The organism is Micromonospora sp. NPDC048947 (assembly GCF_040649495.1).
Classification (GTDB): Bacteria; Actinomycetota; Actinomycetes; order Mycobacteriales; family Micromonosporaceae; genus Micromonospora; species Micromonospora alfalfae.
In genome coordinates this window covers 60033-81334 of record NZ_JBEZFO010000002.1, presented here as the reverse complement: position 1 = coordinate 81334, position 21302 = coordinate 60033, and the positions used below count along the sequence as shown (strand labels likewise).

At 71.4% G+C, this 21302-nt stretch carries 24 protein-coding genes; 4 read left to right on the top strand and 20 right to left on the bottom strand.

The window, feature by feature from the left end; genetic code table 11:
- Positions 1-44 precede the first annotated feature (44 nt).
- The 15 genes from AB0B98_RS03745 to AB0B98_RS03675 form a co-directional block, all read right to left on the bottom strand.
- The gene (locus AB0B98_RS03745) at positions 45-437 is read right to left on the bottom strand and encodes a hypothetical protein (RefSeq protein WP_357360698.1); all 393 of its coding nucleotides are present in this window, start codon (positions 435-437) and stop codon (positions 45-47) included.
- Positions 434-841 carry an EndoU domain-containing protein gene (locus tag AB0B98_RS03740; RefSeq protein WP_357360696.1) on the bottom strand — a complete coding sequence of 136 codons (408 nt, stop codon included), beginning with the start codon at positions 839-841 and terminating at the stop codon, positions 434-436. Before AB0B98_RS03740 ends, AB0B98_RS03745 begins: the two co-directional genes overlap by 4 nt.
- An 88-nt stretch (positions 842-929) precedes the next feature.
- Positions 930-1424, bottom strand: coding sequence for a hypothetical protein (locus AB0B98_RS03735; protein ID WP_357360694.1), 495 nt, complete (start codon positions 1422-1424; stop codon positions 930-932).
- Positions 1425-1430: 6 nt separating this feature from the next.
- The gene (locus AB0B98_RS03730) at positions 1431-1751 is read right to left on the bottom strand and encodes a hypothetical protein (RefSeq protein WP_357360692.1); all 321 of its coding nucleotides are present in this window, start codon (positions 1749-1751) and stop codon (positions 1431-1433) included.
- A gap of 1 nt (position 1752) precedes the next feature.
- The gene (locus tag AB0B98_RS03725) at positions 1753-2166 is read right to left on the bottom strand and encodes a YbaB/EbfC family nucleoid-associated protein (RefSeq protein ID WP_357360690.1); all 414 of its coding nucleotides are present in this window, start codon (positions 2164-2166) and stop codon (positions 1753-1755) included.
- Positions 2167-2236: 70 nt separating this feature from the next.
- Positions 2237-3880, bottom strand: a complete 1644-nt coding sequence (locus AB0B98_RS03720; RefSeq protein ID WP_357360688.1) for a cation acetate symporter — start codon at positions 3878-3880, stop codon at positions 2237-2239.
- On the bottom strand, positions 3881-4294 hold the full coding sequence (locus AB0B98_RS03715) for a hypothetical protein (protein WP_238669992.1): 414 nt from the start codon (positions 4292-4294) through the stop codon (positions 3881-3883). It lies immediately after the preceding gene.
- Between the two features lie 44 nt (positions 4295-4338).
- Entirely contained in the window at positions 4339-6123 is a 1785-nt protein-coding gene (locus AB0B98_RS03710) for a DUF4153 domain-containing protein (RefSeq protein WP_357360686.1), read from the bottom strand.
- Positions 6120-7202, bottom strand: a complete 1083-nt coding sequence (locus tag AB0B98_RS03705; protein WP_357360684.1) for a HAMP domain-containing sensor histidine kinase — start codon at positions 7200-7202, stop codon at positions 6120-6122. Before AB0B98_RS03705 ends, AB0B98_RS03710 begins: the two co-directional genes overlap by 4 nt.
- Complete coding sequence (locus AB0B98_RS03700) at positions 7199-7879, bottom strand: response regulator transcription factor (protein ID WP_357360682.1); 681 nt, start codon at positions 7877-7879, stop codon at positions 7199-7201. The genes AB0B98_RS03705 and AB0B98_RS03700 overlap by 4 nt, the downstream gene beginning before the upstream one ends.
- Positions 7880-8122: 243 nt before the next feature.
- Positions 8123-8785: a DUF5701 family protein gene (locus AB0B98_RS03695; RefSeq protein ID WP_357360680.1), complete on the bottom strand. Its 663-nt coding sequence runs from the start codon at positions 8783-8785 to the stop codon at positions 8123-8125.
- Positions 8786-8851: 66 nt separating this feature from the next.
- Positions 8852-9613: a LytTR family DNA-binding domain-containing protein gene (locus tag AB0B98_RS03690; protein WP_357361115.1), complete on the bottom strand. Its 762-nt coding sequence runs from the start codon at positions 9611-9613 to the stop codon at positions 8852-8854.
- A gap of 23 nt (positions 9614-9636) precedes the next feature.
- On the bottom strand, positions 9637-10863 hold the full coding sequence (locus AB0B98_RS03685; RefSeq protein ID WP_357360678.1) for a histidine kinase: 1227 nt from the start codon (positions 10861-10863) through the stop codon (positions 9637-9639).
- Positions 10864-10903: 40 nt separating this feature from the next.
- Positions 10904-12475 (bottom strand): sugar transferase, encoded by a 1572-nt coding sequence (locus AB0B98_RS03680; protein ID WP_186718385.1) that lies wholly within the window; start codon positions 12473-12475, stop codon positions 10904-10906.
- A gap of 264 nt (positions 12476-12739) precedes the next feature.
- Complete coding sequence (locus tag AB0B98_RS03675) at positions 12740-13600, bottom strand: DNA-formamidopyrimidine glycosylase family protein (protein WP_238669986.1); 861 nt, start codon at positions 13598-13600, stop codon at positions 12740-12742.
- Positions 13601-13624: 24 nt separating this feature from the next.
- Here AB0B98_RS03675 and AB0B98_RS03670 point away from each other — a divergent pair, with 24 nt between their 5' ends.
- Positions 13625-14896, top strand: a complete 1272-nt coding sequence (locus AB0B98_RS03670) for a glycosyltransferase family 4 protein (protein WP_357360676.1) — start codon at positions 13625-13627, stop codon at positions 14894-14896.
- 208 nt (positions 14897-15104) lie between these two features.
- Here the strand turns inward: AB0B98_RS03670 and AB0B98_RS03665 are convergent, their stop codons facing one another.
- The 5 genes from AB0B98_RS03665 to AB0B98_RS03645 all read right to left on the bottom strand — a co-directional run bounded on the left by AB0B98_RS03665 (position 15105) and on the right by AB0B98_RS03645 (position 18882).
- On the bottom strand, positions 15105-15827 hold the full coding sequence (locus tag AB0B98_RS03665) for a CDP-alcohol phosphatidyltransferase family protein (RefSeq protein WP_091396866.1): 723 nt from the start codon (positions 15825-15827) through the stop codon (positions 15105-15107).
- Positions 15802-16869 carry an iron-containing alcohol dehydrogenase family protein gene (locus tag AB0B98_RS03660; protein ID WP_179781433.1) on the bottom strand — a complete coding sequence of 356 codons (1068 nt, stop codon included), beginning with the start codon at positions 16867-16869 and terminating at the stop codon, positions 15802-15804. The genes AB0B98_RS03665 and AB0B98_RS03660 overlap by 26 nt, the downstream gene beginning before the upstream one ends.
- Positions 16857-17588, bottom strand: a complete 732-nt coding sequence (locus tag AB0B98_RS03655) for a phosphocholine cytidylyltransferase family protein (RefSeq protein ID WP_238669981.1) — start codon at positions 17586-17588, stop codon at positions 16857-16859. Before AB0B98_RS03655 ends, AB0B98_RS03660 begins: the two co-directional genes overlap by 13 nt.
- Positions 17589-17665: 77 nt before the next feature.
- The gene (locus AB0B98_RS03650; protein WP_357360674.1) at positions 17666-18433 is read right to left on the bottom strand and encodes a hypothetical protein; all 768 of its coding nucleotides are present in this window, start codon (positions 18431-18433) and stop codon (positions 17666-17668) included.
- Positions 18430-18882: an NUDIX domain-containing protein gene (locus AB0B98_RS03645; protein ID WP_357360672.1), complete on the bottom strand. Its 453-nt coding sequence runs from the start codon at positions 18880-18882 to the stop codon at positions 18430-18432. The genes AB0B98_RS03650 and AB0B98_RS03645 overlap by 4 nt, the downstream gene beginning before the upstream one ends.
- Positions 18883-18991: 109 nt before the next feature.
- Between AB0B98_RS03645 and AB0B98_RS03640 the strand changes: the two genes are divergently transcribed.
- From AB0B98_RS03640 to AB0B98_RS03630, 3 genes are all read left to right on the top strand, one after another.
- Complete coding sequence (locus AB0B98_RS03640) at positions 18992-19384, top strand: CBS domain-containing protein (protein WP_030487774.1); 393 nt, start codon at positions 18992-18994, stop codon at positions 19382-19384.
- 83 nt (positions 19385-19467) lie between these two features.
- Positions 19468-19926 (top strand): ester cyclase, encoded by a 459-nt coding sequence (locus AB0B98_RS03635; protein ID WP_124770741.1) that lies wholly within the window; start codon positions 19468-19470, stop codon positions 19924-19926.
- A gap of 106 nt (positions 19927-20032) precedes the next feature.
- Positions 20033-21127 (top strand): PLP-dependent aminotransferase family protein, encoded by a 1095-nt coding sequence (locus AB0B98_RS03630; RefSeq protein ID WP_238669978.1) that lies wholly within the window; start codon positions 20033-20035, stop codon positions 21125-21127.
- Positions 21128-21302 lie beyond the last annotated feature (175 nt).

The following is a 21302-nucleotide window of genomic DNA, read 5'->3' as shown; positions in this document are numbered from 1 at the left end:
CGGCGACGGGCGGACCCGCGATCATCCCCGAGGCGGACGAGCCCTCAGAGCCCCTGGTACGGGTGCTGACGACCGTTGTCCCGCTCCCACTCGGTCACCGCCCGGGTGCGGTCCGGGTCCTCTGCCAGCAACCGCCAGTACTGCGCCACCACCCGCCGGGTCTCCGCGAGCGGGTAGTGGGCCTTGAGCACGTCCCGCCAGAGGTTCTGTAGGTCGACGCCGTTGGCGCTGAGCTCGGCGGCCCAGGCGTTGCCCTCCCAGCTCTCGCTCTCCTTGCGCCCCGCCGCGATGTCCTCCAGATCGGCCAGCAGGTCCAGGCAGAGTTCGTGCACCACCTGGATGTCGTCGGTCAACCACATCCCCAGGCAGGCGAGCCGCCGGTCCGTGGAGTGGTACTCCGCGATCCGCTCCTCCGACCAGCGGAACTCGATGCTCAAGGAGTGCCTCCAGGAAGAGTGGGGAAACCGTGGGCGAGAGTATCGGTCTCCGGATCGTAGAAGCCTCTCAGATGCACACCGTTGAACTTGCCCGACCACCGTCCGGTCTCCGGGTCCTTCACGACATCGGGGGAGTGGAACCCCCTGGTGATCGCGTTGTCGACGTCCTGGGGTGTCCAGTGGTCAGGGAAGAAGGTGCTGCCGCCGCGCTTCTCCCGCCACTCACCGTTGCGCCGGTTCAACATCGCGACCCTGGCGTTGTAGACGCCGGTGCGGTTGTCCCGCCTCGTCACCTTGATGACTTTCGCGCCGGGCGGGTCGATGCCGCCCGGGCGGTGGTGCCATCCCGAGGCTCGGCCGTCGCGCTCGCCCAGCAGGGTGTGCCGGAGGCGTTCCGGCGTCATGCCGTCCGTCCGTTGCCCGCGTCGCGCTCGTGCCCGCTGTTTGCGCAGGTGGGACAGGGCGGCCCGGATGAATTTTCCCCGGGCCCGCTTACCCATCGAGGAGCGCTCCGATCACCTCGTCGATCAACAGACCGACGATCTCGCGGGTGATCATCTGAAAGATCGGGATCTCCGCGAGGGTGGCCCCGAACGTCGCGACAGCTGTCGCCACCGCCTGCGCGATCTGGATGCCCAGGATCACCAACTGCACGATGACCTGGATCTTCAAGGCGAGCACGATGGCTCCGACGATCATGAGCCCGGTGCCGGCCAGGGTGGCCGCGAGAGCCCCGTCCTGCAACACCGGCAAAGGGCCCTCCTGCTCGGTCCAGTACCGCTGGAACGCCTCGATGTCGGCACCGGCGTTGCTGGCCCCGACCGGCTCGGCCGCCTGGCCCGCCTCCGCCGTCAGGGTCTGCAACGTGCCGCTGAAGGCGAGCCAGCGCTGCCCCATCTCGACAAGGGCGGTCTCGTCCGCCTGCGGCCAGTCGTAACCGATCATGCTGAGGAAGGTGGTCAGCTCACCCGGCAGTTGCAGCCCCATGTCAGCTCACCCCAGCTGCTGGCCGAGCCCGGCCATGCGCTCCGCGACAGCCCGCTCGTCCTCGTCGATCAGGTGCGCCATCCGGTTGAGGTCGACGCCGACCACGCCGAGCTCCTCGATGGCGGACTCGAAGCACTCGGCGGCGTACGCGGTCACCTCCTCGCAGGCCGCACCGATCAGGCTGCCGATGTCGTCGCCGCCCCAGGGCGCGCCGAACCCCTGCAGATCGGCCAGGAACGTCCGTAGCTCGGTGAGGAAGCGGTCGGAGATGTCCTGAAGGTTGGTGCCGGCATCGCGCAGCCCGGCCGGGTCCACAACCCGGCCCATCTCAGGGCCGCCCACCGGAGGCGAGCCGCTCCTGGACGCCGCTGAGGGTGTCCATGATGCCCTGCAACTGCGGCACCGCGCTGCGCTGCACCTCGCGCAGCTGCTCCAGCAACGCCGTCGTGTCCGGTGCGGCAGTGGCGGCGGCAAGTGCCGAGCGTAGGTCGGTCAGGGCGGCATTGGTGGCCTCGCGGATCTCCTCGGCCAGATTCTCCGAGGCCCCGCGCATCATGCGGGGGTCGATCCAGACCGACTCGATCTGTCCACCGGGGAGCGCCACCACCCGGACCATTCCGTCGGCCGCCTCGCCCACGCCCTGCACGACCGGCTGCGCCTCCGCCGCGCCACCTGCGTCGCCGCGGCCGAGTGTCGACAGCAGCTCGGAAATTGACCTGTTCAGATCCGAGGGGTACGTCACGAACGCAGTGTAGTAAGTCCTCCGTTGCCACCTCAGCCCTCGATTGCGCCCCGCCGGTTGGCAGGGGTGATCACTGCATCCGCAGGGCTTCCGGGGTGTGCAGGCGGAGCATTGTGGCGGCGACGTCGGCCGGGGCCCGGCGACGGGTCGCCATCGACACGGCGACCATCACCGTGAAGGCCAGCGGCACCGTCCAGGCGGCCGGCTGCGCGATGAGCGTGGCCGGCCAGCCGGACAGCGGTGGACCGAGCACCGTGACCAGGACCGCGCCGATCGCCGCGCCGCCGCCGGCCACCACACCGGCGGTGGCGCCCACATCGGTCAACCCACGCCACCAGATGCCGAGCACCAGCAGCGGGCAGAAGCTCGACGCGGCGACCGCGAAGGCCAGCCCGACGACCTGCGACACGTCCAGTCCGGAGACGTGCAGCGCCAGCACCGCTGGCACACCACCGGCGATGACGGTGGCCAGCCGGAACCCGCGTACCGAGCCCCGGCCGAGCACGTCCGTCGAGATCACCCCGGCGACGCTGGTCAGCAGGCCGGACGAGGTGGAGAGGAACGCCGCGAAGGCGCCCGCGGCAACCAGCGCGGCGAGTAGCCGCCCGGTCAGGCCGTCACCCAGGGCCGCTTCGGGTAGCAGCACCACCACCGCGTCGGTCTGGCCGCTGAGCAGCAGCTGCGGGGTGTAGATCCGGCCTAGGACCCCATACAGGGTGGGCAGCAGGTAGAACGCGCCGACCAACGCCAGCACGACCAGTGTGGTCCGACGGGCCGCCGCGCCGTCCGGATTGGTGTAGAAGCGCACCAGCACGTGCGGCAGGCCCATGGTGCCCAGGAAAGTGGCCAGGATCAGCGAGTACGTGGCGAACAGGCCCCGGTCGTCGTCACCGGCGGCGCTGGGCAGCAACCAGTCGTTGGCATCGGTGGCCACCCCGGAGACCTCCGGCACCGGATCACCGGCGGCGAAGGTCAACTCGTCGCCGGGGCGTACCTCCCGGATGTCACCGTCGGGCAGGGTGAGGGTCGCGCGGTGCTCGACCACGACTGTGGTCGCGGCCCGGAACGTCGGCCCGTCGGGCGGGGTCACCGCCGGGCGGCCGTCGGCCTGCCACTGCAGGGCCAGGAAGATCACCGGTACGGCGAGTGCGGTCAGCTTGAGCCAGTACTGGAACGCCTGCACGAACGTTATCGCACGCATGCCGCCCAGCGCCACGTTCGCGGTGACCACGGCCGCCACCAGCAGGGCTCCGAGGGGGTACGGGGAGCCGGCCACGGTGGCCAGGGTCAGCCCGGCGCCCTGGAGCTGCGGCACCAGGTACAGCCAACCGATGAAGATCACGAAGGCGGTGGCAAGGATGCGGAGCCGACGCGACCCCAGCCGCACCTCGCAGAAGTCGGGCAGTGTGAACGCACCGGAGCGGCGCAGCGGCGCGGCCACGAAGAGCAGCAGGGCCAGGTAGCCGGCGGCGAACCCGACCGGGTACCAGAGCACGTCCACGCCGTACTTGAGGACCAGCCCCGCGATGCCGAGGAAGCTCGCCGCCGACAGGTACTCCCCGCCGATGGCGGCGGCGTTCCAGGTGGGACTGATCGCCCGCGACGCCACCAGGAAGTCGGACGTGGTCCGGGCCAACCGCAGCCCGTAGAAGCCGATCCCGACGGTGACCAGGGTGACCGCGACGATGGCCGGGACCACGAAGTCGTTGCCCACTCAGCGCTCCGGCCGTTGCACCAGGTCGGTGAAGTCCTGCTCGTTGCGCTCGGCCAGCCGCACGTACGCCCAGCCGACGGCGATCAGGAACGGGAAGGAGACCACTCCGAGCAGCAGCCATGGCAGGTTGACGCCGGCGACTGTGGTCCGGCCGAGCGAGGGCGCGATCGCGAACAGCCAGGGCAGCCCGCCCAGACCGATGGCCACCACCAGGGACAGCCGCAGCGCCAGCGCGAGTTGCGCCCGGACCAGGCCGCGGACCAGCGCCTCGCCGACCTGGGTCTGCTGGGCCAGCTCGGCGCGGGTCCGCTCAGCGCGGGTGTCCTGTCTGGTGATCTCGGCCAGCACGATCCGGGACCGCCGGGGCGGCGGTACCGCACCGCTCGACCCGACGTCGGGGAGTTGCTTGGCCACCCCGGCAGTCTCGCCCGCCGTACGCGATTGTCAAGCGTTCATGCTCACCAGCGTTCCAGGTCGAGACAGTAGGTCAGGGTGTGGCTCACCGGAATCGTGTCGAGTTCCGCCCGGGCTCGCAGCCGGCCGAGGTTCGTCGCCCAGAGGCCGTCCCGGGGCTGCTCGACGGCGATTCGCGTCAGTGCGCAGGTGCGCATCGGTTCGGGCAGTCGGGCCAGCGCCGGTACGGCGTCGGCCGACAGCCCGGACACGTAGTCGACGTCCAGCCGGCCGGTCTTCAGGTACCTGTCGACGTTCCGGTCGGCGATCAGCCGGTCGGGATTGACAAGTGCCAACCCGAGCAGGGCCAGCACCGCCGTGCCGATCACCAACCTGGGCAGCCACTCGGCCCGCAGCCGCACCACGGCGACCCCGACCAGGAGGAAGAGCAGCCCGAGCCACAGCTCCATGGTCGTCACGACGAGCCGTAGCCGGGTGGCGCCGTACGCGTCGGCGTAGACCTGCATCCGGTAGAGCGCCGAAGCGACGATCACCAGACTGAGCGCGGTGAGCGTGCCGAGCAGGACCCGGACCAGCAGCCGGTCCGCCCGGGTGGCCGTCGCCGCCCGGCGGGCGGCGACCGCGATCACCAGCAGGGTGAGCGCGGTGACGGCGAGCAGTTGCCAGAACCCGCCACGGGCGTACTGGGCGTAGGTGAGCCCGGCCGTACGCAGCACGTGCCCCGCGCCGCCGAACAACACAGTCAGTTGGACCAGCACGAACACGGCGAACAGGGCGTCGAGCAGCACCAGCGGGAGGGTCCACTCCAGTCGGTGGGCCGGTCGTGACGGCGTCGGTCGCAGACCCTCCAGGTCCGGTGGGCGGCTGACCAGGTACGCGCCACCAAGCAGGGGGCCGCCGATCAGCAACAGGCGGACCGTCCAGCCGATCACGCCGGGTAGCGAGATGTCCGGCAGCAGGCCGGCGACCAGTTCGGCGAAGACCGCGTCGGCGGAGGAGAAGAGCATCCCGAACAGCGCCAGCAGGACGGCGGAGATCGCAAGGCTGGTGAGGATGCGTCCGAAGCCGATCCCGGACCCTGTCGGGCGGGTGTCGCGTATTCCGCGTGCCGCCCAAGGGAGCGCCCGTACCGTCGCGGCCGGCGGCAGCGTCGCCGCGACCAGCATGCCGAGCGGGCTTCGCCCGCCGGTCACCGCGAGTGTCCCGGTCACCGCCGCCGCGAGCAGGCAGAGGACGAAGAGCCAGCCCGCCGCACGGACCGTGCCGACGGCTGTCAACGCGACCGTCGCGGCGGCCCAGATGGCCTGCTCCGCCCGCCCCGGTGCCCCCGTGGCACCGGGACGGGCGGTGACCGCCTGGACTGTCGGCTCGGGTGCAGCGGCCGGCCCCGCCGGAGTCGTTGGTGCCGCCTCGCCGGTCCGTGTGACGGGGTTCGTCGCCGGGGACGACGTCCCGGAACGAACGACGCTGGCGGTGACGAGGGCAGCCGTGGCGGCCAAGGCGGCGACCAGCCAGCCGAGGCCCGGACGCACCATGGTGAGCACCGAGGCGCCGACGACCGCCGCAGCCGTCAGCGCTCCCAGCACCTGCGGACGGGCCGGGCCGGATGGCCCCGGCCAGCGGCGTTGGACCAGCGACGGTGGCCTGGGCAGGGCGGGTGTGACCGGCCACGCCTGAGGCCGGCTGGCTGCCGGTGTGGCCGGGCCGGCGCCGACGGTCGGGGCGACCTGCGCCGGCCCGGCCGGTCCGGTCGGTCCGGTCGGTCCGGTCGGTCCGGTCGGTCCGGTCGGTCCGCTGGCCGGGAGTGGGGTGCTGCCGGGGCTGGTCATGCGGCCTCTTCTCGGTATGGCCCGTCGCACGGGATGGTGACCTGGATGCGGCAGCCGGGCCGGTCACTCCGGTCTGGTCCGGCGGGGTCGAGGACACCGATCCGCCCGCCGTGCAGTTCGACGACCCACCGGGCGATGGCCAGGCCGAGACCGGTCCCGCCGCCTGCGGCACGGTCGCCGCGGGTGAACCGCTCGAACACCCTTGAACGCTCGGCCGGCGGAATGCCCTGACCCTCGTCGCTCACCTCGAAGCGGAGCTGGTCGCCGTGTTCCTCGGCGCACACCCGTACCGTGCCGCCGGGTGGGCTGTGTCGGGCCGCGTTGTCGAGGAGGTTCGCGAAGACCTGGTGCAGCCGCCACGGGTCCGCGTGGACCGTCAGCGGTGTCGGCAGGTCACGGAGCTGGAAGCGCACGTCCAGCCCGGCGCCGGACGCGCTGGCCGTGGCGTGCTCCACCGCCTCGTCGAGGAAGTCCCCCACGTCCATGCGTACGCGGCGCAGCGGCACCACCCCGGCGTCGAGTCGGGACAGGTCGAGCAGGTCGGCGACGAGGTGCCCGAGCCGTTCGGTCTGGGCCAACGCCGAACGCAGCGCCGCCGGTTCGGGGTCGGCGACCCCGTCCACCATGTTCTCCAGCACGCCCTGCAACGCGGTGATCGGCGTACGCAGCTCGTGCGAGACGTTGGCGATCAGCTCGCGTCGACGCTGGTCGGCGGCGTGCAGATCCTCGGCCATCTTGTTGAACGCCTGGGCCAGCTCGCCGACCTCGTCGCGGGAGGTGGCGCGTACCCGACGTGTGTAGTCGCCGCGGGCCATCGCGCCGGCAGCCGCCGTCATGTCCCGTAACGGCGAGGTCATGCCGTGGGCGAGCACCTGCGAGGTGAGCAGGGCGACGGCGATGGCGGTGGCCGAGGTGATCGGCGGCGGCCAGCCGATGCCGTACGAGAAGTAGGCGAGCCCGGCCGCCCCGGAGGCGACAAGCAGCACACCCAGCTTCAGCTTGATCGAGCGCACCGGGTCCAGTGGTCGGGGCAGCAACTCCAGCACCCGGTCCACCCAGGTGAGCACTGTCGCCGTCATGACGGCAGCTCCAGGGCGTAGCCGACCCCGTGCACCGTGCGGATGAGGTCGGCACCCAGCTTGCGGCGCAGAGCCTTGATGTGGCTGTCCACGGTGCGGGTGCCGCTCCCGTCGCACCATCCCCAGACGTCGGCGAGCAGCCGTTCCCGGGGGAGCACGGTGCGGGGCCGCCCCGCGAGGTGGACCAGCAGGTCGAACTCGGTCGGGGTGAGGTGCACGTCCGCCCCGGCCCGGCGGACCCGTCGCTCCGCCTCGTTGATCTCGATGTCGCCGAGGCGGAGGGCGGGCGGCGCGGGAGTGGCGGCGGCCCGCTCCATCCGACGCAGCAGGACGTGCACCCGGGCGGTGAGTTCCCGCATCGAGAACGGCTTGGTGAGGTAGTCGTCCGCGCCGACTGCCAGCCCCACGAGCAGGTCGGTCTCGTCGTCCCGGGCGGTGAGCATCAGCACCGGCACCGGCCGGTCGGCCTGGATCCGGCGGCACACCTCCAGGCCGTCGAAGCCCGGCAGCATCACGTCGAGGACGACGAGATCCGGCTGTCCGGCGTGGAACTGGGCGACCGCGCTGGGCCCGTCCGCCGCGATCTCCACAGTGAAACCCTCGGCCCGTAGCCGGGCGGCGATGGACTCGGCGATGGTCCGTTCGTCCTCGACCACCAGTATCCGGCGTGCGCTCATGGGTCCTGACTGTAGGGAGCGGCCGTGGAGATCAGTGGTTTGCGTTGTGAATAACCTGTGGAGAACCGGTCGCGGCTGTGGATAACTCGTGGATCATGCCGGCTGGCGTGTGGGAACTCCGGAGGCTCGTTGTGGACAACCGACCTTCTGACCCGCCGGGCTTGATCCACTCAAGGTGCGGAAAGTCGGGCCATCCGGGTCGGTGGGATGGCCCGACTTTCCGGAACCCTCGGCGTCCGACGGTCACTCCAGGCCGATGCGCTCCGGCCGAGCCGAGGCCGAGCCGAGCCAGGTGTGCGGGTTGCCGTACCAGCACCAGCCCAGCTTGGGCGCACCCTGGCTGATCCACAGCGCCGGCACCCGCTTGTCGCCGCAGCGGGAGCCGACCAGTGAGAAGCACCTGTTGCTCGCCAGCGCGGCCGGGTGCAGCGTGATGAAGGCGAGCCCCTCGTCGATGCTCAGCGGCAGTCGGCCCTGGGCGGTGATCCCCTCCATGGCCGTGGCGGGTGCCAGGTTGCGGTACTCCTCGCCCCGGTCGACGTCGAAGAGCAGGTACGCCGGACCGGCCGGCACCTCCAGCTCCTTGATTGGATCGAAGCGGGGCAGGTCGTCCTCGGCGTAGTTCCGATCGACGACGCCGGGCTTGCTCTTGCCGGCCAGGGTGGTGAGCTCCACCCGTTCCGGCACACCGATCAGGTCCCGAGTGGTGACCAGCAGGAACGGCACCCGGGCGTCGGTGGGGGCGGGCAGCCCGGCGGCGCCCTCGACCGCAGTGGCCCGCAGTGGCGCGACCAGGGCGCGGAAGGCGCTCTCGGTCAGCCCGGCGAGGGTGGGGTAACCGAGCTGCACCAGTCGGTCGAGTTGGTTGTCGAACTCGGATTCGGCGTCGAACGGGGTCTCGGTCACGGCAGGCCTCCCGGAAGTCGTACGGACTAGCGTACAACGTACGGTAGGGCTGCTTCCATTCCCGGCTCAGCGACTCCAATCCTGCTTCGCGGCCCTGACCAGCTTGTCCTTCAGCTCCCGGGTGTGCCGCCGGCTCACCGGCAGCTCGGTCGAATCGATCATCACCACGTAGCCGGAGTTGACCAGCCGCAACTCCGCGATCAACTTCAACTGCACCAGGTACGACCGGTGCACCCGGACGAAACCGGCATCGGCCCACCGCTCCGCCAGCGTGGCCAACGAGACCCGCACCAGGTGTGACCCGTCCGCCGTGTGCAGCCGGGCGTAGTCGCCCTGCGCCTCCACCCAGCGCACCGCCGAGCGTGGCAGCATCCGGGTGGTGCCGGCCAACTCGATGGGAATGGTCGGGTCCTCCTCCGCGCGGGCCAGCGCCGCCGGGTGCGACGGCACCACCCGCGAACCGATCACCCGACGCAGCGACTCGGCCAGCCGGTCGGCCCGAACCGGTTTGCGCACGTAGTCGGTGGCACCCAGATCGAAGGCGTCCACAGCGCCGTCGTCGTACGCGGTGACGAACACGATCGCCGGTGGTCGGGCGAAGCGGCGCAACACCCGGGCCAGCTCCATGCCGTCCAGGCCGGGCATCCGAATGTCCAGGAAGACCACGTCCACGTCGCCGTCGCGCAGCAGCCGCAGCGCCTCGGTGGCATCCCCGGCAGTGTGCAGCCGGGCCACCCGGGGGTCGGCCCGCAGGTGGTACGCCAGCTCGTCGAGCGCTGGCGGCTCGTCGTCCACGGCGAGGACGCGCAGGAAACCGGACGCGTTCACCGCACCCGTCCCGGCCCGCTCGCTCACGACCCTGCCCGCACGCCCGGGTGGAACTTCGGCACCCGCATGCTCACCTTCGTGCCCGAGCCCAACCCGGTCTCCACGACCAGGCCGAACCGGTCCCCGAAGACAGAGCGCAACCGCTCGTCGACGTTGGAGAAGCCGACGTGCTGGCCCGTGTCGTCGCCAGGGTCGCCGGTGCCGCGGGCCAACTCGGCGATGCCGGCGGTCAGCGTGGTCGGATCCATTCCCACTCCGTCGTCCTCCACCGTGATGTGGCATTCGGCTCCCGCGTCCCGGGCCTCGATGCTCACCATGCCCGTGCCCGGCTTGCGGGACAACCCGTGGCGAACCGCGTTCTCCACCAGCGGCTGGAGGCAGAGGAACGGCAGCGTCACAGGCAGCACCTCCGGGGCGATCTGCAACCGCACCTGCAACCGGTCGCCGAACCGGGCCCGCTCGATGGTCAGGTAGCGGTCGATCGACCGCAGCTCCTCGGCCAGCGTGGTGAACTCCCCGTGCGCCCGGAAGGAGTACCTGGTGAACTCCGCGAACTCCAGGATCAGCTCCCGGGCCCGCTCCGGGTCGGTGCGGACGAACGAGCCGATCGCGGTCAGCGCGTTGTAGATGAAGTGCGGGCTGATCTGCGCCCGCAACGCGCGGATCTCGGCGCGGGCAAGTCGCTCCCGCGACGAGTCCAGCTCGGCCAGGGCGAGCTGGTTGCCGGCCCAGTGCGCCGTCTCCAGGGTGGCCTGCACCAACCCCGGAGGCGGCGGGCTGTCGGCGACCGCCACCAGCGCGCCCACCACCCGGCCGTCCGCCCCCAGCAACGGCGCGACCACCGCCCCACGGACCGGGCAGTCGACCCGGTCGCAGTGCAGTTCCTGCTCACCCAGCACCGTCGAGCGGCCGCTGTCCACCGTCCGCCGGGCCGCCGCGAGCAGTTGCTCTCCGTGGTGCGTGCCGCGCCCGTCGACGGCCAGCAGCCGGTCGGCGTCGGTGAGCGCCAGCCCGACCGCGCCCACCAGCGCCCGCAGATGCCGTACGGCCTTCGCCGCGCCCGCCTCGCTCAACCCCGCTCGCAGCGGCTCGGCGGCCAGGCCGGCGGTGTGCAGCACCTCGTAGGTGGCCCGCTGGGTGGCGGTGGCGATGCCACGGCGGGCCCGCAGCCGCAGCACCGCCAGCAGGGCCGCGGTCAACGCGGTGACGAGTGAGACGACGCCGACCACGGCGGAGAGGTTGGCAGCCACGCAGCGATCCTCGCCCCTGCGAGCCGGCGCGCCAACCCCTCTAGTACGCGCCCTTGCGGGCGAGCACCACCCCGACGGTGCGCCACAGGATGCTCAGGTCGTACGCGAGCGACCAGTTGTCGACGTAGTAGAGGTCCAGTCGGACCGACTCGTCCCAGGACAGGTCGGAGCGGCCGGAGACCTGCCACAGCCCGGTCATGCCGGGGCGGACCAGCAGTCGACGCCGCACGTCACCCAGGAAGTCACCGTCGTCGGCCGGTAGCGGGCGGGGCCCGACCAGCGACATCTCGCCCCACAGCACGTTGATCAGCTGCGGTAGCTCGTCCAGCGACGTGGCCCGCAGGAAGCGACCGACCGGGAAGACCCGAGGGTCCTCCTTCATCTTGAACAGCATGCCGTCGGTCTCGTTCCGATCGACAAGGCTGGCCAGCCGGTCCTCGGCGTTGACGTACATGGTCCGGAACTTCCACACCCGGAACGTGCGCCCCTCGTGCCCCACCCGGGGCTGGCGGAAGAAGACCGGGCCGGGGTCGGAGATCCGGATTGCCACGGCGATGGCCAGGAAGAGCGGAATCAGCAGCAGCAGGCCGAGACCGGCGGCGACCCGGTCCATCAGGTTCTTGGCCAGCAGCGCCGGCCCGGAGAGGGTCGGCTCCTCGACGTGCAGCAGCGGCAGACCCTCGATCGGCCGGATGTGCACCCGGGGGCCGGCGATGTCGGTGAGCTGCGGGGCGACAACCAGGTCGACGCCGGAACCCTCCAACTGCCAGGCCAGCCGGCGCAACTCGCCCGGCTCCGCGCTGGCCGACCCGCAGACGGCGATGGTGTCCCCACCGACCTCACGGACCAGGGCCAGGACGTCGCGTCCGGCGTACACCGGAACCGGGGTCGGCATGCCGCGGGCCGCCGCGTACCCGTCGGTGATGTGGATGGCGACGGGCATCAGCCCGGCGGCCGGGCTGCGGGTGACCGCCGCGTAGACCTCCAGGCACTCGGGCAGGGTGCCGACCAGCACCATCCGGTGAGCGGCCTGGCCGGCCCGCCGCCGGATGTAGTGCAGCGCCCAGCGGGCCACGAAACGGCCCCAGAGGATCAACAGCGTCGCGCCGACCAGTGCCGTGCCCACTGTGAAACGGGAGAGCTGGGTGACTGTGGAGAAGGCGAGGAAGGAGACACTCGCGGCCACCGTCACCGATGCCCGGATCACCCGCTTGAACTCGTCCGGGCCGAGCCCCAGGTAGCGCCGGTCGTAGGCCCGGTTGCTCCAGAGGATCACCACCCAGCCGAGCGGAAGCAGCAGGTAGGAGACGGTGTGGAACCAGGTCGGGTCCTGCTGGGTGCCGGAGAAACCGGAGGCAGCCTGGTCGAAGAGCTGGATCGCGATCCAGCTGGCGAACGCCGCCGCGCCGAAGTCGAGCAGCAGCAGGATCGCGATGTAGGGGCGGTGCCAGCGGGAGACACGGCGTCGCGCCCTCGTCCACGCCGACCGAGGAACGCCGTTGTGGGACGGCGGCGTCGGCGGCTGGATCTCGAAGCTGTCGACGTGCCGCACGAGTCTGCTCCGGCCTTCGTTGGTTACCGGGCGCTGGAGGCTTGCCGTCACCTCACCCATGTCCTCCCGCATGACACGGGCCGCTCACTCGGCGTGAAGGCCCGGGTCGCCCACCGTCCCAGTCTCCCACGCGGGCCCCGACCGGTCGTCGCCCCGAAGGAGATTGGCGACCGACGGTGCTGGCGGGATCTGGCCGGCTCCGCACCATTTCAGAAGCCGGGGACCGGGCCACTATACCGATGGATGCGCGCGTGGCGAGAAGGGCGGACCGGAGCTTCCGCTCAGGGAGGGCGATTCCGCTCCGTAGTCCTGAAGTGCAATTACTCACCGTACGAGGCGAGACAACCGACGGTCAGCGAGCGGCTTGCCGCCGGTCTGGCAGGTGGGGCAGTACTGGAGGCTGGAATCGGCGAACGACACCTCGCGCACTGTGTCCCCGCACAGCGGGCAGGGCAGCCCGGTGCGCGCGTGCACCTTCAGCCCGGAGCGTTTCTCGCCCTTCAGCTCCGCGGCCCGCTGACCGAGGGACCGCTCGACCGCGTCGCCGAGGACCTGCCGGGTGGCGGCGTGCAGGGTGGCGATCTGGGCGTCGGTGAGCCGATCGGTGATCGCGAACGGGGACAGCTTCGCGGCGTGCAGGATCTCGTCGGAGTACGCGTTGCCCACCCCGGACAGCACCGACTGGTCGGTCAGCACCCCCTTGACCTGCCCCCGCCTGCTCCGCAGCCGCTCGGCGAAGAGGGGCAGGTCCGCGGCGAGCGCGTCCGGGCCCAGCTTTGCCACCCCGGGGACCGTCGCGAGGTCGGTGACCAGATATGCGGCGAGCTTCTTCTGGGTGCCGGCCTCGGTGAGGTCGAAGCCGGAACCGTCATCCAGGCGTACCCGCACCGCGATCGGGCCCTTGCCCGGACGCAGCGGGGTGGTGGCGGGGAACGCCTCCCGGTAGTGCAGCCAGCCTGCTCGCGCCAAATGCACCACAAGGTGCAGGCCGCCCTCGAAGAGGACGTCGAGGAACTTTCCGTGCCGACTGGCGTCGACCACCGCCCGGCCGGCGACCTCGGTCGGTGCCGGCTCGTACGTCTTCAGGGCGCTGATCGCGGCGATCTCCAGCCGATCGACGCGCCGCCCCACCGCGCGCTGACGCAGGTAACCCGCGAGCGCCTCAACCTCCGGTAGTTCGGGCACGACACAACGGTAGCCTTCTTTCCCGTGAGAATCGTGGTGGCACACAACCGGTACCGGGAAGCCCAGCCTTCCGGTGAGAACACGATCGTCGACTCGGAGATCGCCCAGCTCACCGCCGCTGGCGTCGAGGTGCTGCCCTTCATTCGCAGTTCGGACGAGATCCCGTCGATGTCGACGGCGGCGAAGGCGCTGCTGCCGATCTCGCCGATCTGGGCGCCGCGCGCCCAACACGACCTGAGCCGACTGCTCACCGAGCACCGACCGGACGTTCTGCACCTGCACAACCCGTACCCCCTGATTTCGCCCTGGGTGGTGCGGACCGCGCACCGGCACGGCGTGCCGGTGGTACAGACGGTGCACAACTACCGGCAGGTCTGCTCGTCGGGGATCTACTTCCGCGACGGCGTGATCTGTCAGGACTGCAAGGGCCGGGCGTTGGGGGTGCCGGCGATCAAGCACCGCTGCTACCGCGACTCGGCGGTGCAGAGCGCGCTGATGGCGACCACCCTTGCCGTGCACCGGGGCACCTGGCGCTCGGTGGACCGGTACGTCGCGCTCACCTCGGCGATCGCCGATCACCTCCGCGAATACGGCATTCCGGACGAACGCATCGTGGTGAAGCCGAACTCGGTACCCGACCCGGGTCGGCCGGCGCCGCTCGGTGACGGGTTCCTCTACATGGCCCGCCTCTCCCCGGAGAAGGGCGTCGACCTGCTGCTGGATGCCTGGCGCCGGCACCCGGTGGGTTCGCTGGGCACGCTGCGGGTGGCCGGTGACGGCGAGCTGCGCCACCTGGTGGAGGCAGCCGCCGCCGAGCGACCCGACGTGGTCTATCTCGGTCAGCTCGACCGGGCCGGGGTGCGGGCAGCGATCGAGGCGAGCGCTGTGGTGATCGTCGCCGCCATGTGGCACGACGTGCTGCCCACCGTGATCATCGAGGCGTTGGCGAGCGGCCGGCCGGTGCTCGGTACGGCGTTGGGCGGCATTCCGTACCTGGTCGGTGCCGACGCCCCGCACGAGCCCGCCGGCACCGGGCCCGCCGAGATCGCCTCCGCTGTCGCCAGGGGTGGCGGCGGGCCGGCAATGCCGGCGGGGATCGGTCTGGGCGACGCCGGTTGGGTGGTCGCCCCGGAGCCGGCCGCGCTCGCGGCCGCGCTGCCGGTCGCCCGTGCCGGTGCGTCCGGGCTGACAGTGGCCGCCCGCGCCCGCTACGAGCGCATCTTCCACCCCGACGTGGTCACCGGGCAGCTCATCGACATCTATGCGGGCCTCGCCCGCACCCCCAACCACGTCTGACTCAGCCCGCCCTGCGCCGCCGGCCCACCTCGCCGCCTGCGCCGCCTGCGCCCCTCGGCCCCAAGATCGTGCTCGAACCAGGATGTAGTGGCCTCGGAACGATCGGATGGGCCTATTTCCTGGATCGAGCACGATCATGGGGGCGGGCGGCGCGATCTTGCGCGCCGGCCGGCGCGACCCGACGGCACAGCGCGCGGGTGGGTGTGGGTCAGCGCAGGGAGGCGCGGGCCGAGAAGGCGATGCTCGCCAGCAGGAAACCGCCGTTGACGATGGTGAAGGCGACCATCACCCAGAGGACCAGCGCGGGGGCCACGGCGAGCACCACGGCGGCCACGAAGACCACAGCGCCGTAGTCGCGGACCAGCTTCACCAGGCGCACCGGCAGCGAGGTCGAGGTGACCATGCTGGCCGCGTTCGGGCCGGCCTGCATCACCGACGTCACCAGGTTGACCATCCAGGTGCCCGCGAACGTGGCCACCAGCCAGGTCGGTGTGCCCGGCTCCTGCGCGACGGCGGTCGCGGCCAGCGCTGCCACCAGGGCGATCTGCGCGGCCACGTCGCAGAGCACGTCGACGCGCGCGCCGGCAGCGCTGCCCTGACCGGTCACCCGGGCCAGCTGCCCGTCCGCGCAGTCCAGGGAGTACGCCACCTGCCAGCCGACCAGGGCGAGCAGGCCGACCACCCAGGCCGGTACGTCCCCGGCGGCGACCGGGCCGGCGAGCGCCACCACGGTGACCGAGGTGGCCAGCCCGAGCACCAGGTTGGTGATTGTCAACGCGGTCGGTCGCAGCCCGAGCCGCTGGGCGACGAGCGCGAAGACGGCCCCCAGCCACTGGCTGATCGACTCGCTGAACAGGCCGCCGCCCCGGTTCACCCGGTGGAAGTCGGCGACGGTGGGACGGGGGTCAGCCAAGCTGGTCGCGGATTGCACCGGCGTAGTCTGCCAGCCGCTCCCGGGTCTCGGTAGGCGACAGTGCCAGGTGTTCGAGGATGGTGTACCGGTCCGGCCGGGTACGCGGCGCGAACTGCACCGCCTCGATGAACTGGTCGTCGGTGAGCGCCACCTCGGCGGGGAGCCGGGGCAGACCGTGCCGGGCGAGGCAGGCCGACATCTCCCCGAAGCGGCGGAGGTCTCCGCGCAGCCAGGTGCAGAACAGAGCGCCCAGCCCGGCCAGCTCGCCGTGCGAGGCGGTCCCCGGAAAGAGCGAGTCGACAGCGTGCATGATCTCGTGGCAGCCGCCGCTGCACGGGCGGCTGGTGCCGTCGACAGCCATCGCCAGGCCACTGGAGATCAACGCCTCGGCGAGGACGATCACGAAGGCGTCGTCGCTCATGTCACCCGGGTGGTTGAGCACCGCCTCGGCACCTGCCCGGGAGAGGGAGGCGGCCAGTCCGTCGACCGGCTCACCGCGTACCTGCCGGGACAGCTCCCAGTCGGCCAGCGCGCTGATGTTGCTGATCACGTCGCCGATGCCGGCCCTGTTGTGCCGGTCCGGACCGCTCTCCACGAAGTCCAGGTCGACGATCACCCCGATCGGGATGTGAACGCCGTAGGAGCCCTTGATCCCGTCGGTGATCAGGCTGGCCACCGGGGAGGCGATCCCGTCGTTGGCGAGGCTGGTCGCCACCGACACCATCGGCAGCCCTCGGCGGGTCGCCGCGTACTTGGCCACGTCGATGGTCTTGCCGCCACCGATGCCGACCACCGCGTCGTAGGACCGGGCGCGGAGTTTGCCGCCCAGGTCGTCGGCGGCGTCGAGCGTCCCGCCGGAGACGGTGAACACGTCCGCCGAGCGAAGCGACGGTCGGATCAGCTCCGCGATCTGGGCACCCTGACCCGGGCCGACCACCACCGCGACGTCGCCCCCGGAGGAGATCCGCCCGTCGGCCAGGATCGCGCCCAGGTCGGCGACCGCCCCGCGTCGCACGTCGATGTGCAGCGGGGTGAGGACGCTCCGAGCTAGTAGCGGCACGCGATCTCCCGCGCGCGGGCCAGGTCGGCGTGGTTGTCGACCTCGACCCACGGGACGTCACCGATCGGCGCCGCCCGCACCTCCCCGCCCCGGTCGGCGAACTCCTGGTAGCCGTCCTCGTAGTAGAGGTTCGGGTCCCGTCGCCAGGTCGCCTCCAGTGCGTCGGCGAGGGCGTCGGCGACCTGCGGTTCGATCAGCGTCGCGCCGATGTACTCCCCGTACGCCTCGCCCGGGTCCATGATCTTGGTGATGCGGGTGAGCTGACCGGCGGCGTCGAAGGTGGTCTTCATCTCCTCCTCGGCCAGCGGCTTGAGGGTGTCCACGGCCAGCAGGATGCCCGGGCCGCGCTCGGCCAGCAGGGTCTTCTCGATGCTCACCGGGTGCACGGTGTCCCCGTTGACCAGCAGCACCCCACGCGCGAAGTACTCCCGGGCCAGCCAGAGCGAGTAGGCGTTGTTCCACTCCTCGGCCTTGTCGTTGTGCACCAGGGTCAGCGTGACCCCGTACTTCTTCTCCAGCTCCGCCTGGCGGGAGACGACCGCGTCCGCCGCGTAGCCGACGACGATCACGATGTCGGTGAGCCCGACCTCGGCGAGGTTGCCCAGCGCGATGTCCAGGATCGTCGTCTCGCCGTCCACCGGCACCAAAGCCTTGGGCAGGGTGTCGGTGTACGGGCGCAGCCGTCGCCCCGCTCCGGCCGCGAGCACCATTCCGATCATCGCGACATCCTCCCTAGTCCTGCTCCCGTCACCGGTGGAGGATAGCGCCGGCTGGGTGCGCCGCTCCGGCCAACCGGTCAGCCGGGCAGTGCCGCCAGGTCGGCGAGCATTGTCAGGCGCTCCTCCGCGCTGAGCGTTGCGTACGGGCCGGCGGCCCGCCGGTCGGTCTCCAGTTCGATGGCGAGTCGCTCGGGACCGGCCGGCAGGGCGGCGATGCTCGACGCGGTGTGCCCGGCGGCGGTCCAGGCGGCGGCGTGCGCGTCGGCCCGGTGGTGTCGCAGCGTGCTGAGCCGGTTGAGCAGCAGCACGCCCGACGGGGTGCCGTCCGGCTCGTACGGGGGTGCCAGCGCGGCGAAGGCCGAGGCGACCGGGTGCGCCTCCTCGTCGGCCAGCACCAGGGCGTACGACAGCAGTCGGCCGAGCATCGCCACGAGCCGGGCCACCCGGTCGTCGTGGCCGGCCCACAACTCCTCGGTCACCTCGGCGTGCACCTGGTACAGCTCGGCGAGGAAGGCTGCGCCCCGCTCGGTGGCGGACAGGGCGCCGCCCGGGCCGCGGTAGATCATCCCGTGGGCCACCTGCTTGTCCACTGTCCGCCGGCAGGCGACCGGGTCGTGGTAGCGGGTGATCGCCGCGAACCCGGGCCCGTCGACAGTGCCACCGGGTGCGGCCAGCCGGGTGCGCAGGTCGACCAGGAAACCGGTCGCCGTCACCCCGCCGTAACGCTGGGACAGTTCGGCGCCACCACCGTCCCGGCCGGCCAGGATGCCGGCGCGGAAGGTCCGGTCCACGGCAGGTGCGAGCAGCCCGGCGATCCGGTGGGGCGCCAGTTCGACGGTGTTCACAGACCGATCGACCGCAGGACGGCGAAGCCCTCCTCCGCGATCCGCCGGATCAGCCCGTCGTTGACGTGGCGGTGCTCGTCGAGCAGTGTCACCTCGTGCTCGGCCAGCCAGCGGTACTCGGTGTGCTTGCCGGCCTCCAGCATCGGGCGGTCGAGGTCACCGTCGACGCGGACCAGGAAGTCGTACTCGGTCCGGGCCAGGCCGTCGTCGCCGACGTAGCTGTACTCGCCCACCTGGCCCAGGACGTGGGAGAGAACCCAGCCGGTCTCCTCGGTGATCTCCCGGCGCAGTGCCTCGTCGATGTCCTCGCCCGGCTCCACGTGGCCACCGACGATGTCCCAACAGTTGGGAAACAGGCGTCGGTGTGGTGAGCGGCGCTGAAAGAAGATGCGGCCGTCATGGTCGACGATCAGCGCGCCGGCGCAGCGCAGGGGCTCGGTGGACACCATCCGACAGTAGCCAGCGTCCGCAGCTTGTGCGATGCCGCTCTTGTCCCGGAAACATCCACCGACCACCATGTCCGTACCGAATGCCACCGTCCCAAAGGGGTGATGTGTGATGCAGGTACGGGATGCGATGTCCAGCCAGGTCCTCGTCGTCGGTCCGGAGCACACGCTCCGCCAGGCGGCCCGGATGATGTCGGCCCGCGGTGTCGGGTCGGCGGTCGTGATCGACCCGGATTCCGAGGGCGTGGGGATCATGACCGAACGTGACGTGTTGAAGGCCATCGGCGCCGGCCTCGACTGCGACGTGGAACGCACCGGCGCCCACCTGACCTGGGACGTGGTCTACGCGGGGCCGGAGTGGACGGTGGCCGAGGCCGCCGCCGCGATGGCCCGGGGCGGATTCCGGCACCTGGTGGTGCTCGACGGCCGGGAGGTGGCCGGCGTGATCTCCGTGCGGGACATCATGCGGGTCTGGTCGGAGAGCCAGGCGGTCGCCACGACCTGACCGGAGGTGGTGTGCGGGGCCGGATCGATGGGTAGACATCCCTTGCGGGCGCGGAGGTGCCGTGGCCCGTGGGGGAGGTCCCGATGCGCGACGCGGAGCGGCTGGTCGAGCAGCAGTACGCGATGCTCCTGCGTCGGGACGTGGCCCGGCTGCCGGATCTTTACGCCCCGGAGGCGTTCTACGCCATGCCGGGCGTGACGGTCCGTCCGATCGAGCTGCCCGCGCTGCTGCGTACCTGGACCGGCGCCTTTCCGGATCTGCGGGTCGACCCGATGGGTGCGGTCCGCACCGGCGGTGGCGCCGCTGTCGAGCTGCGGCTGACCGGCACCCACACCGGCACCCTGCATTCGCCGTACGGCACCGTCGCGCCCACCGGCCGGCTGGTGAGCTGGGAGGTGGCCGACGTGGTCCGGGCCCGCAAGGGCCGGATCACCGCCTGGCGCTCCTACTTCGACTGGAGTCAGCTCCTCGACGCGCTCGGCGTGCAGTTGGAGGGGCTTTCCCGGGCCGCGCAGCACGACGCGCTCGCCCTTCCGGTCTGATCTGCCGCCGACCGGTGGAGTGCCGTCACCCGACCCGGTGGCTCAGGATGCGGACATCGCCGTGCCGACCGCGCGTCCCCCGCCGCCGCCCGTACGCTCAATATCCATGACCGCCGAGCAGTTGATCTCCTTTGCCCGTGGGGCTCCCTCGCTGGACATCGTCGATGTCGAGGGGCTCAAGGCCGCCGCCGTACGCGCCTTCGACGCCGACCCCGCTGGGGTGACGGCGTACGGCACCTCCGTCGGGTACCTTCCGCTGCGAAAGTGGATCGCCGAGAAGCACGGGGTCGAGGCCGACCAGGTGCTGGTGACCAACGGGTCGCTTCAGGCCGACGCGTTCCTCTTCGACCACCTGGTCCGCCCCGGCGACGCGGTGGTGGTGGAGCGCCCGACGTACGACCGGACGCTGCTCAACCTCCAGCGGATGGGCAGTGAGCTGCACGGCATTGCCGTCCAGCCGGACGGCCTGGACACCGCCGAGCTGCGCAAGCTGCTGGAGTCCGGGGTCCGCCCCCGGCTCGCGCACGTCATCCCGAACTACCAGAACCCGGCCGGCATGACGCTCTCGGAGGAGAAGCGCCGGGAGCTGCTCGACCTGGCCGCCGAGTACGAGTTCACGATCTTCGAGGACGACCCGTACGCGGATGTCCGCTTCCGGGGCGAGGCGCTGCCGTCGATGCTCTCGCTGGACACCCGCAACGTGGTGGTGCACGCGTCGAGCTTCACCAAGACGGTCTGCCCGGGTGTGCGGGTCGGTTACCTGGTCGGCCCGGCGGACCTGATCGCCTCCATCGCGAAGAACGCGACGAGCCTCTACATCTCCCCGGGGATGGTGTCCCAGGCGATCGTGCACCAGTTCTGCGTCTCCGGTGACATCGACCGCTCGATCGAGACGGTCCGGGCGGCGTTGGGTGAGCGGTCCCAGGTGCTCGCCGAGTCGTTGCGCCGGCACCTGCCGCAGGCGCGGTTCGTGGAGCCCGACGGTGGCTACTTCCTCTGGGTGGAGTTCCCCGAGGACGTGCTTGTCGACCGGCTCGCTCCGGCGGCGGCCGAACGCGGGGTCGCCGTGGTCAAGGGCAGCGACTTCATGCTGGACGGCGGCCGGCATGCGCTCCGACTGGCTTTCTCGGCGGTGACCGCCGACCGGATCGACGAGGGTGTCCGGCGGCTCGCCTCGGCCGTCGAGGCCGTCCGCAGCTGATTTAACTGTCGGGTTCCTGACAGAACGACGATGCCGGCCGTCCCGGGTCTCCCCTGCGGGCGGCCGGCTGGCCCACAATGCTGCGAGCGTCACCCCGCCAACTGCGGAGTTCACCGCCCGGCCTCCGGACCGGCCCCGCCGGGTTGACGCGGCAGCACAACCTCCCGCCCCCACA

What these genes read in the sequence shown, in the direction of transcription:
- AB0B98_RS03700 (WP_357360682.1), bottom strand. Translation starts at nt 7,879, where the DNA reads ATGAGCGCACGCCGGATACTGGTGGTCGAGGACGAACGGACCATCGCC.
- AB0B98_RS03710 (WP_357360686.1), bottom strand. Translation starts at nt 6,123, where the DNA reads ATGACCAGCCCCGGCAGCACCCCACTCCCGGCCAGCGGACCGACCGGA.
- AB0B98_RS03680 (WP_186718385.1), bottom strand. Translation starts at nt 12,475, where the DNA reads ATGGGTGAGGTGACGGCAAGCCTCCAGCGCCCGGTAACCAACGAAGGC.
- AB0B98_RS03640 (WP_030487774.1), top strand. Translation starts at nt 18,992, where the DNA reads ATGCAGGTACGGGATGCGATGTCCAGCCAGGTCCTCGTCGTCGGTCCG.
- AB0B98_RS03735 (WP_357360694.1), bottom strand. Translation starts at nt 1,424, where the DNA reads ATGGGGCTGCAACTGCCGGGTGAGCTGACCACCTTCCTCAGCATGATC.
- AB0B98_RS03705 (WP_357360684.1), bottom strand. Translation starts at nt 7,202, where the DNA reads ATGACGGCGACAGTGCTCACCTGGGTGGACCGGGTGCTGGAGTTGCTG.
- AB0B98_RS03740 (WP_357360696.1), bottom strand. Translation starts at nt 841, where the DNA reads ATGACGCCGGAACGCCTCCGGCACACCCTGCTGGGCGAGCGCGACGGC.
- AB0B98_RS03655 (WP_238669981.1), bottom strand. Translation starts at nt 17,588, where the DNA reads ATGATCGGAATGGTGCTCGCGGCCGGAGCGGGGCGACGGCTGCGCCCG.
- AB0B98_RS03730 (WP_357360692.1), bottom strand. Translation starts at nt 1,751, where the DNA reads ATGGGCCGGGTTGTGGACCCGGCCGGGCTGCGCGATGCCGGCACCAAC.
- AB0B98_RS03645 (WP_357360672.1), bottom strand. Translation starts at nt 18,882, where the DNA reads ATGGTGTCCACCGAGCCCCTGCGCTGCGCCGGCGCGCTGATCGTCGAC.
- AB0B98_RS03630 (WP_238669978.1), top strand. Translation starts at nt 20,033, where the DNA reads ATGACCGCCGAGCAGTTGATCTCCTTTGCCCGTGGGGCTCCCTCGCTG.
- AB0B98_RS03635 (WP_124770741.1), top strand. Translation starts at nt 19,468, where the DNA reads ATGCGCGACGCGGAGCGGCTGGTCGAGCAGCAGTACGCGATGCTCCTG.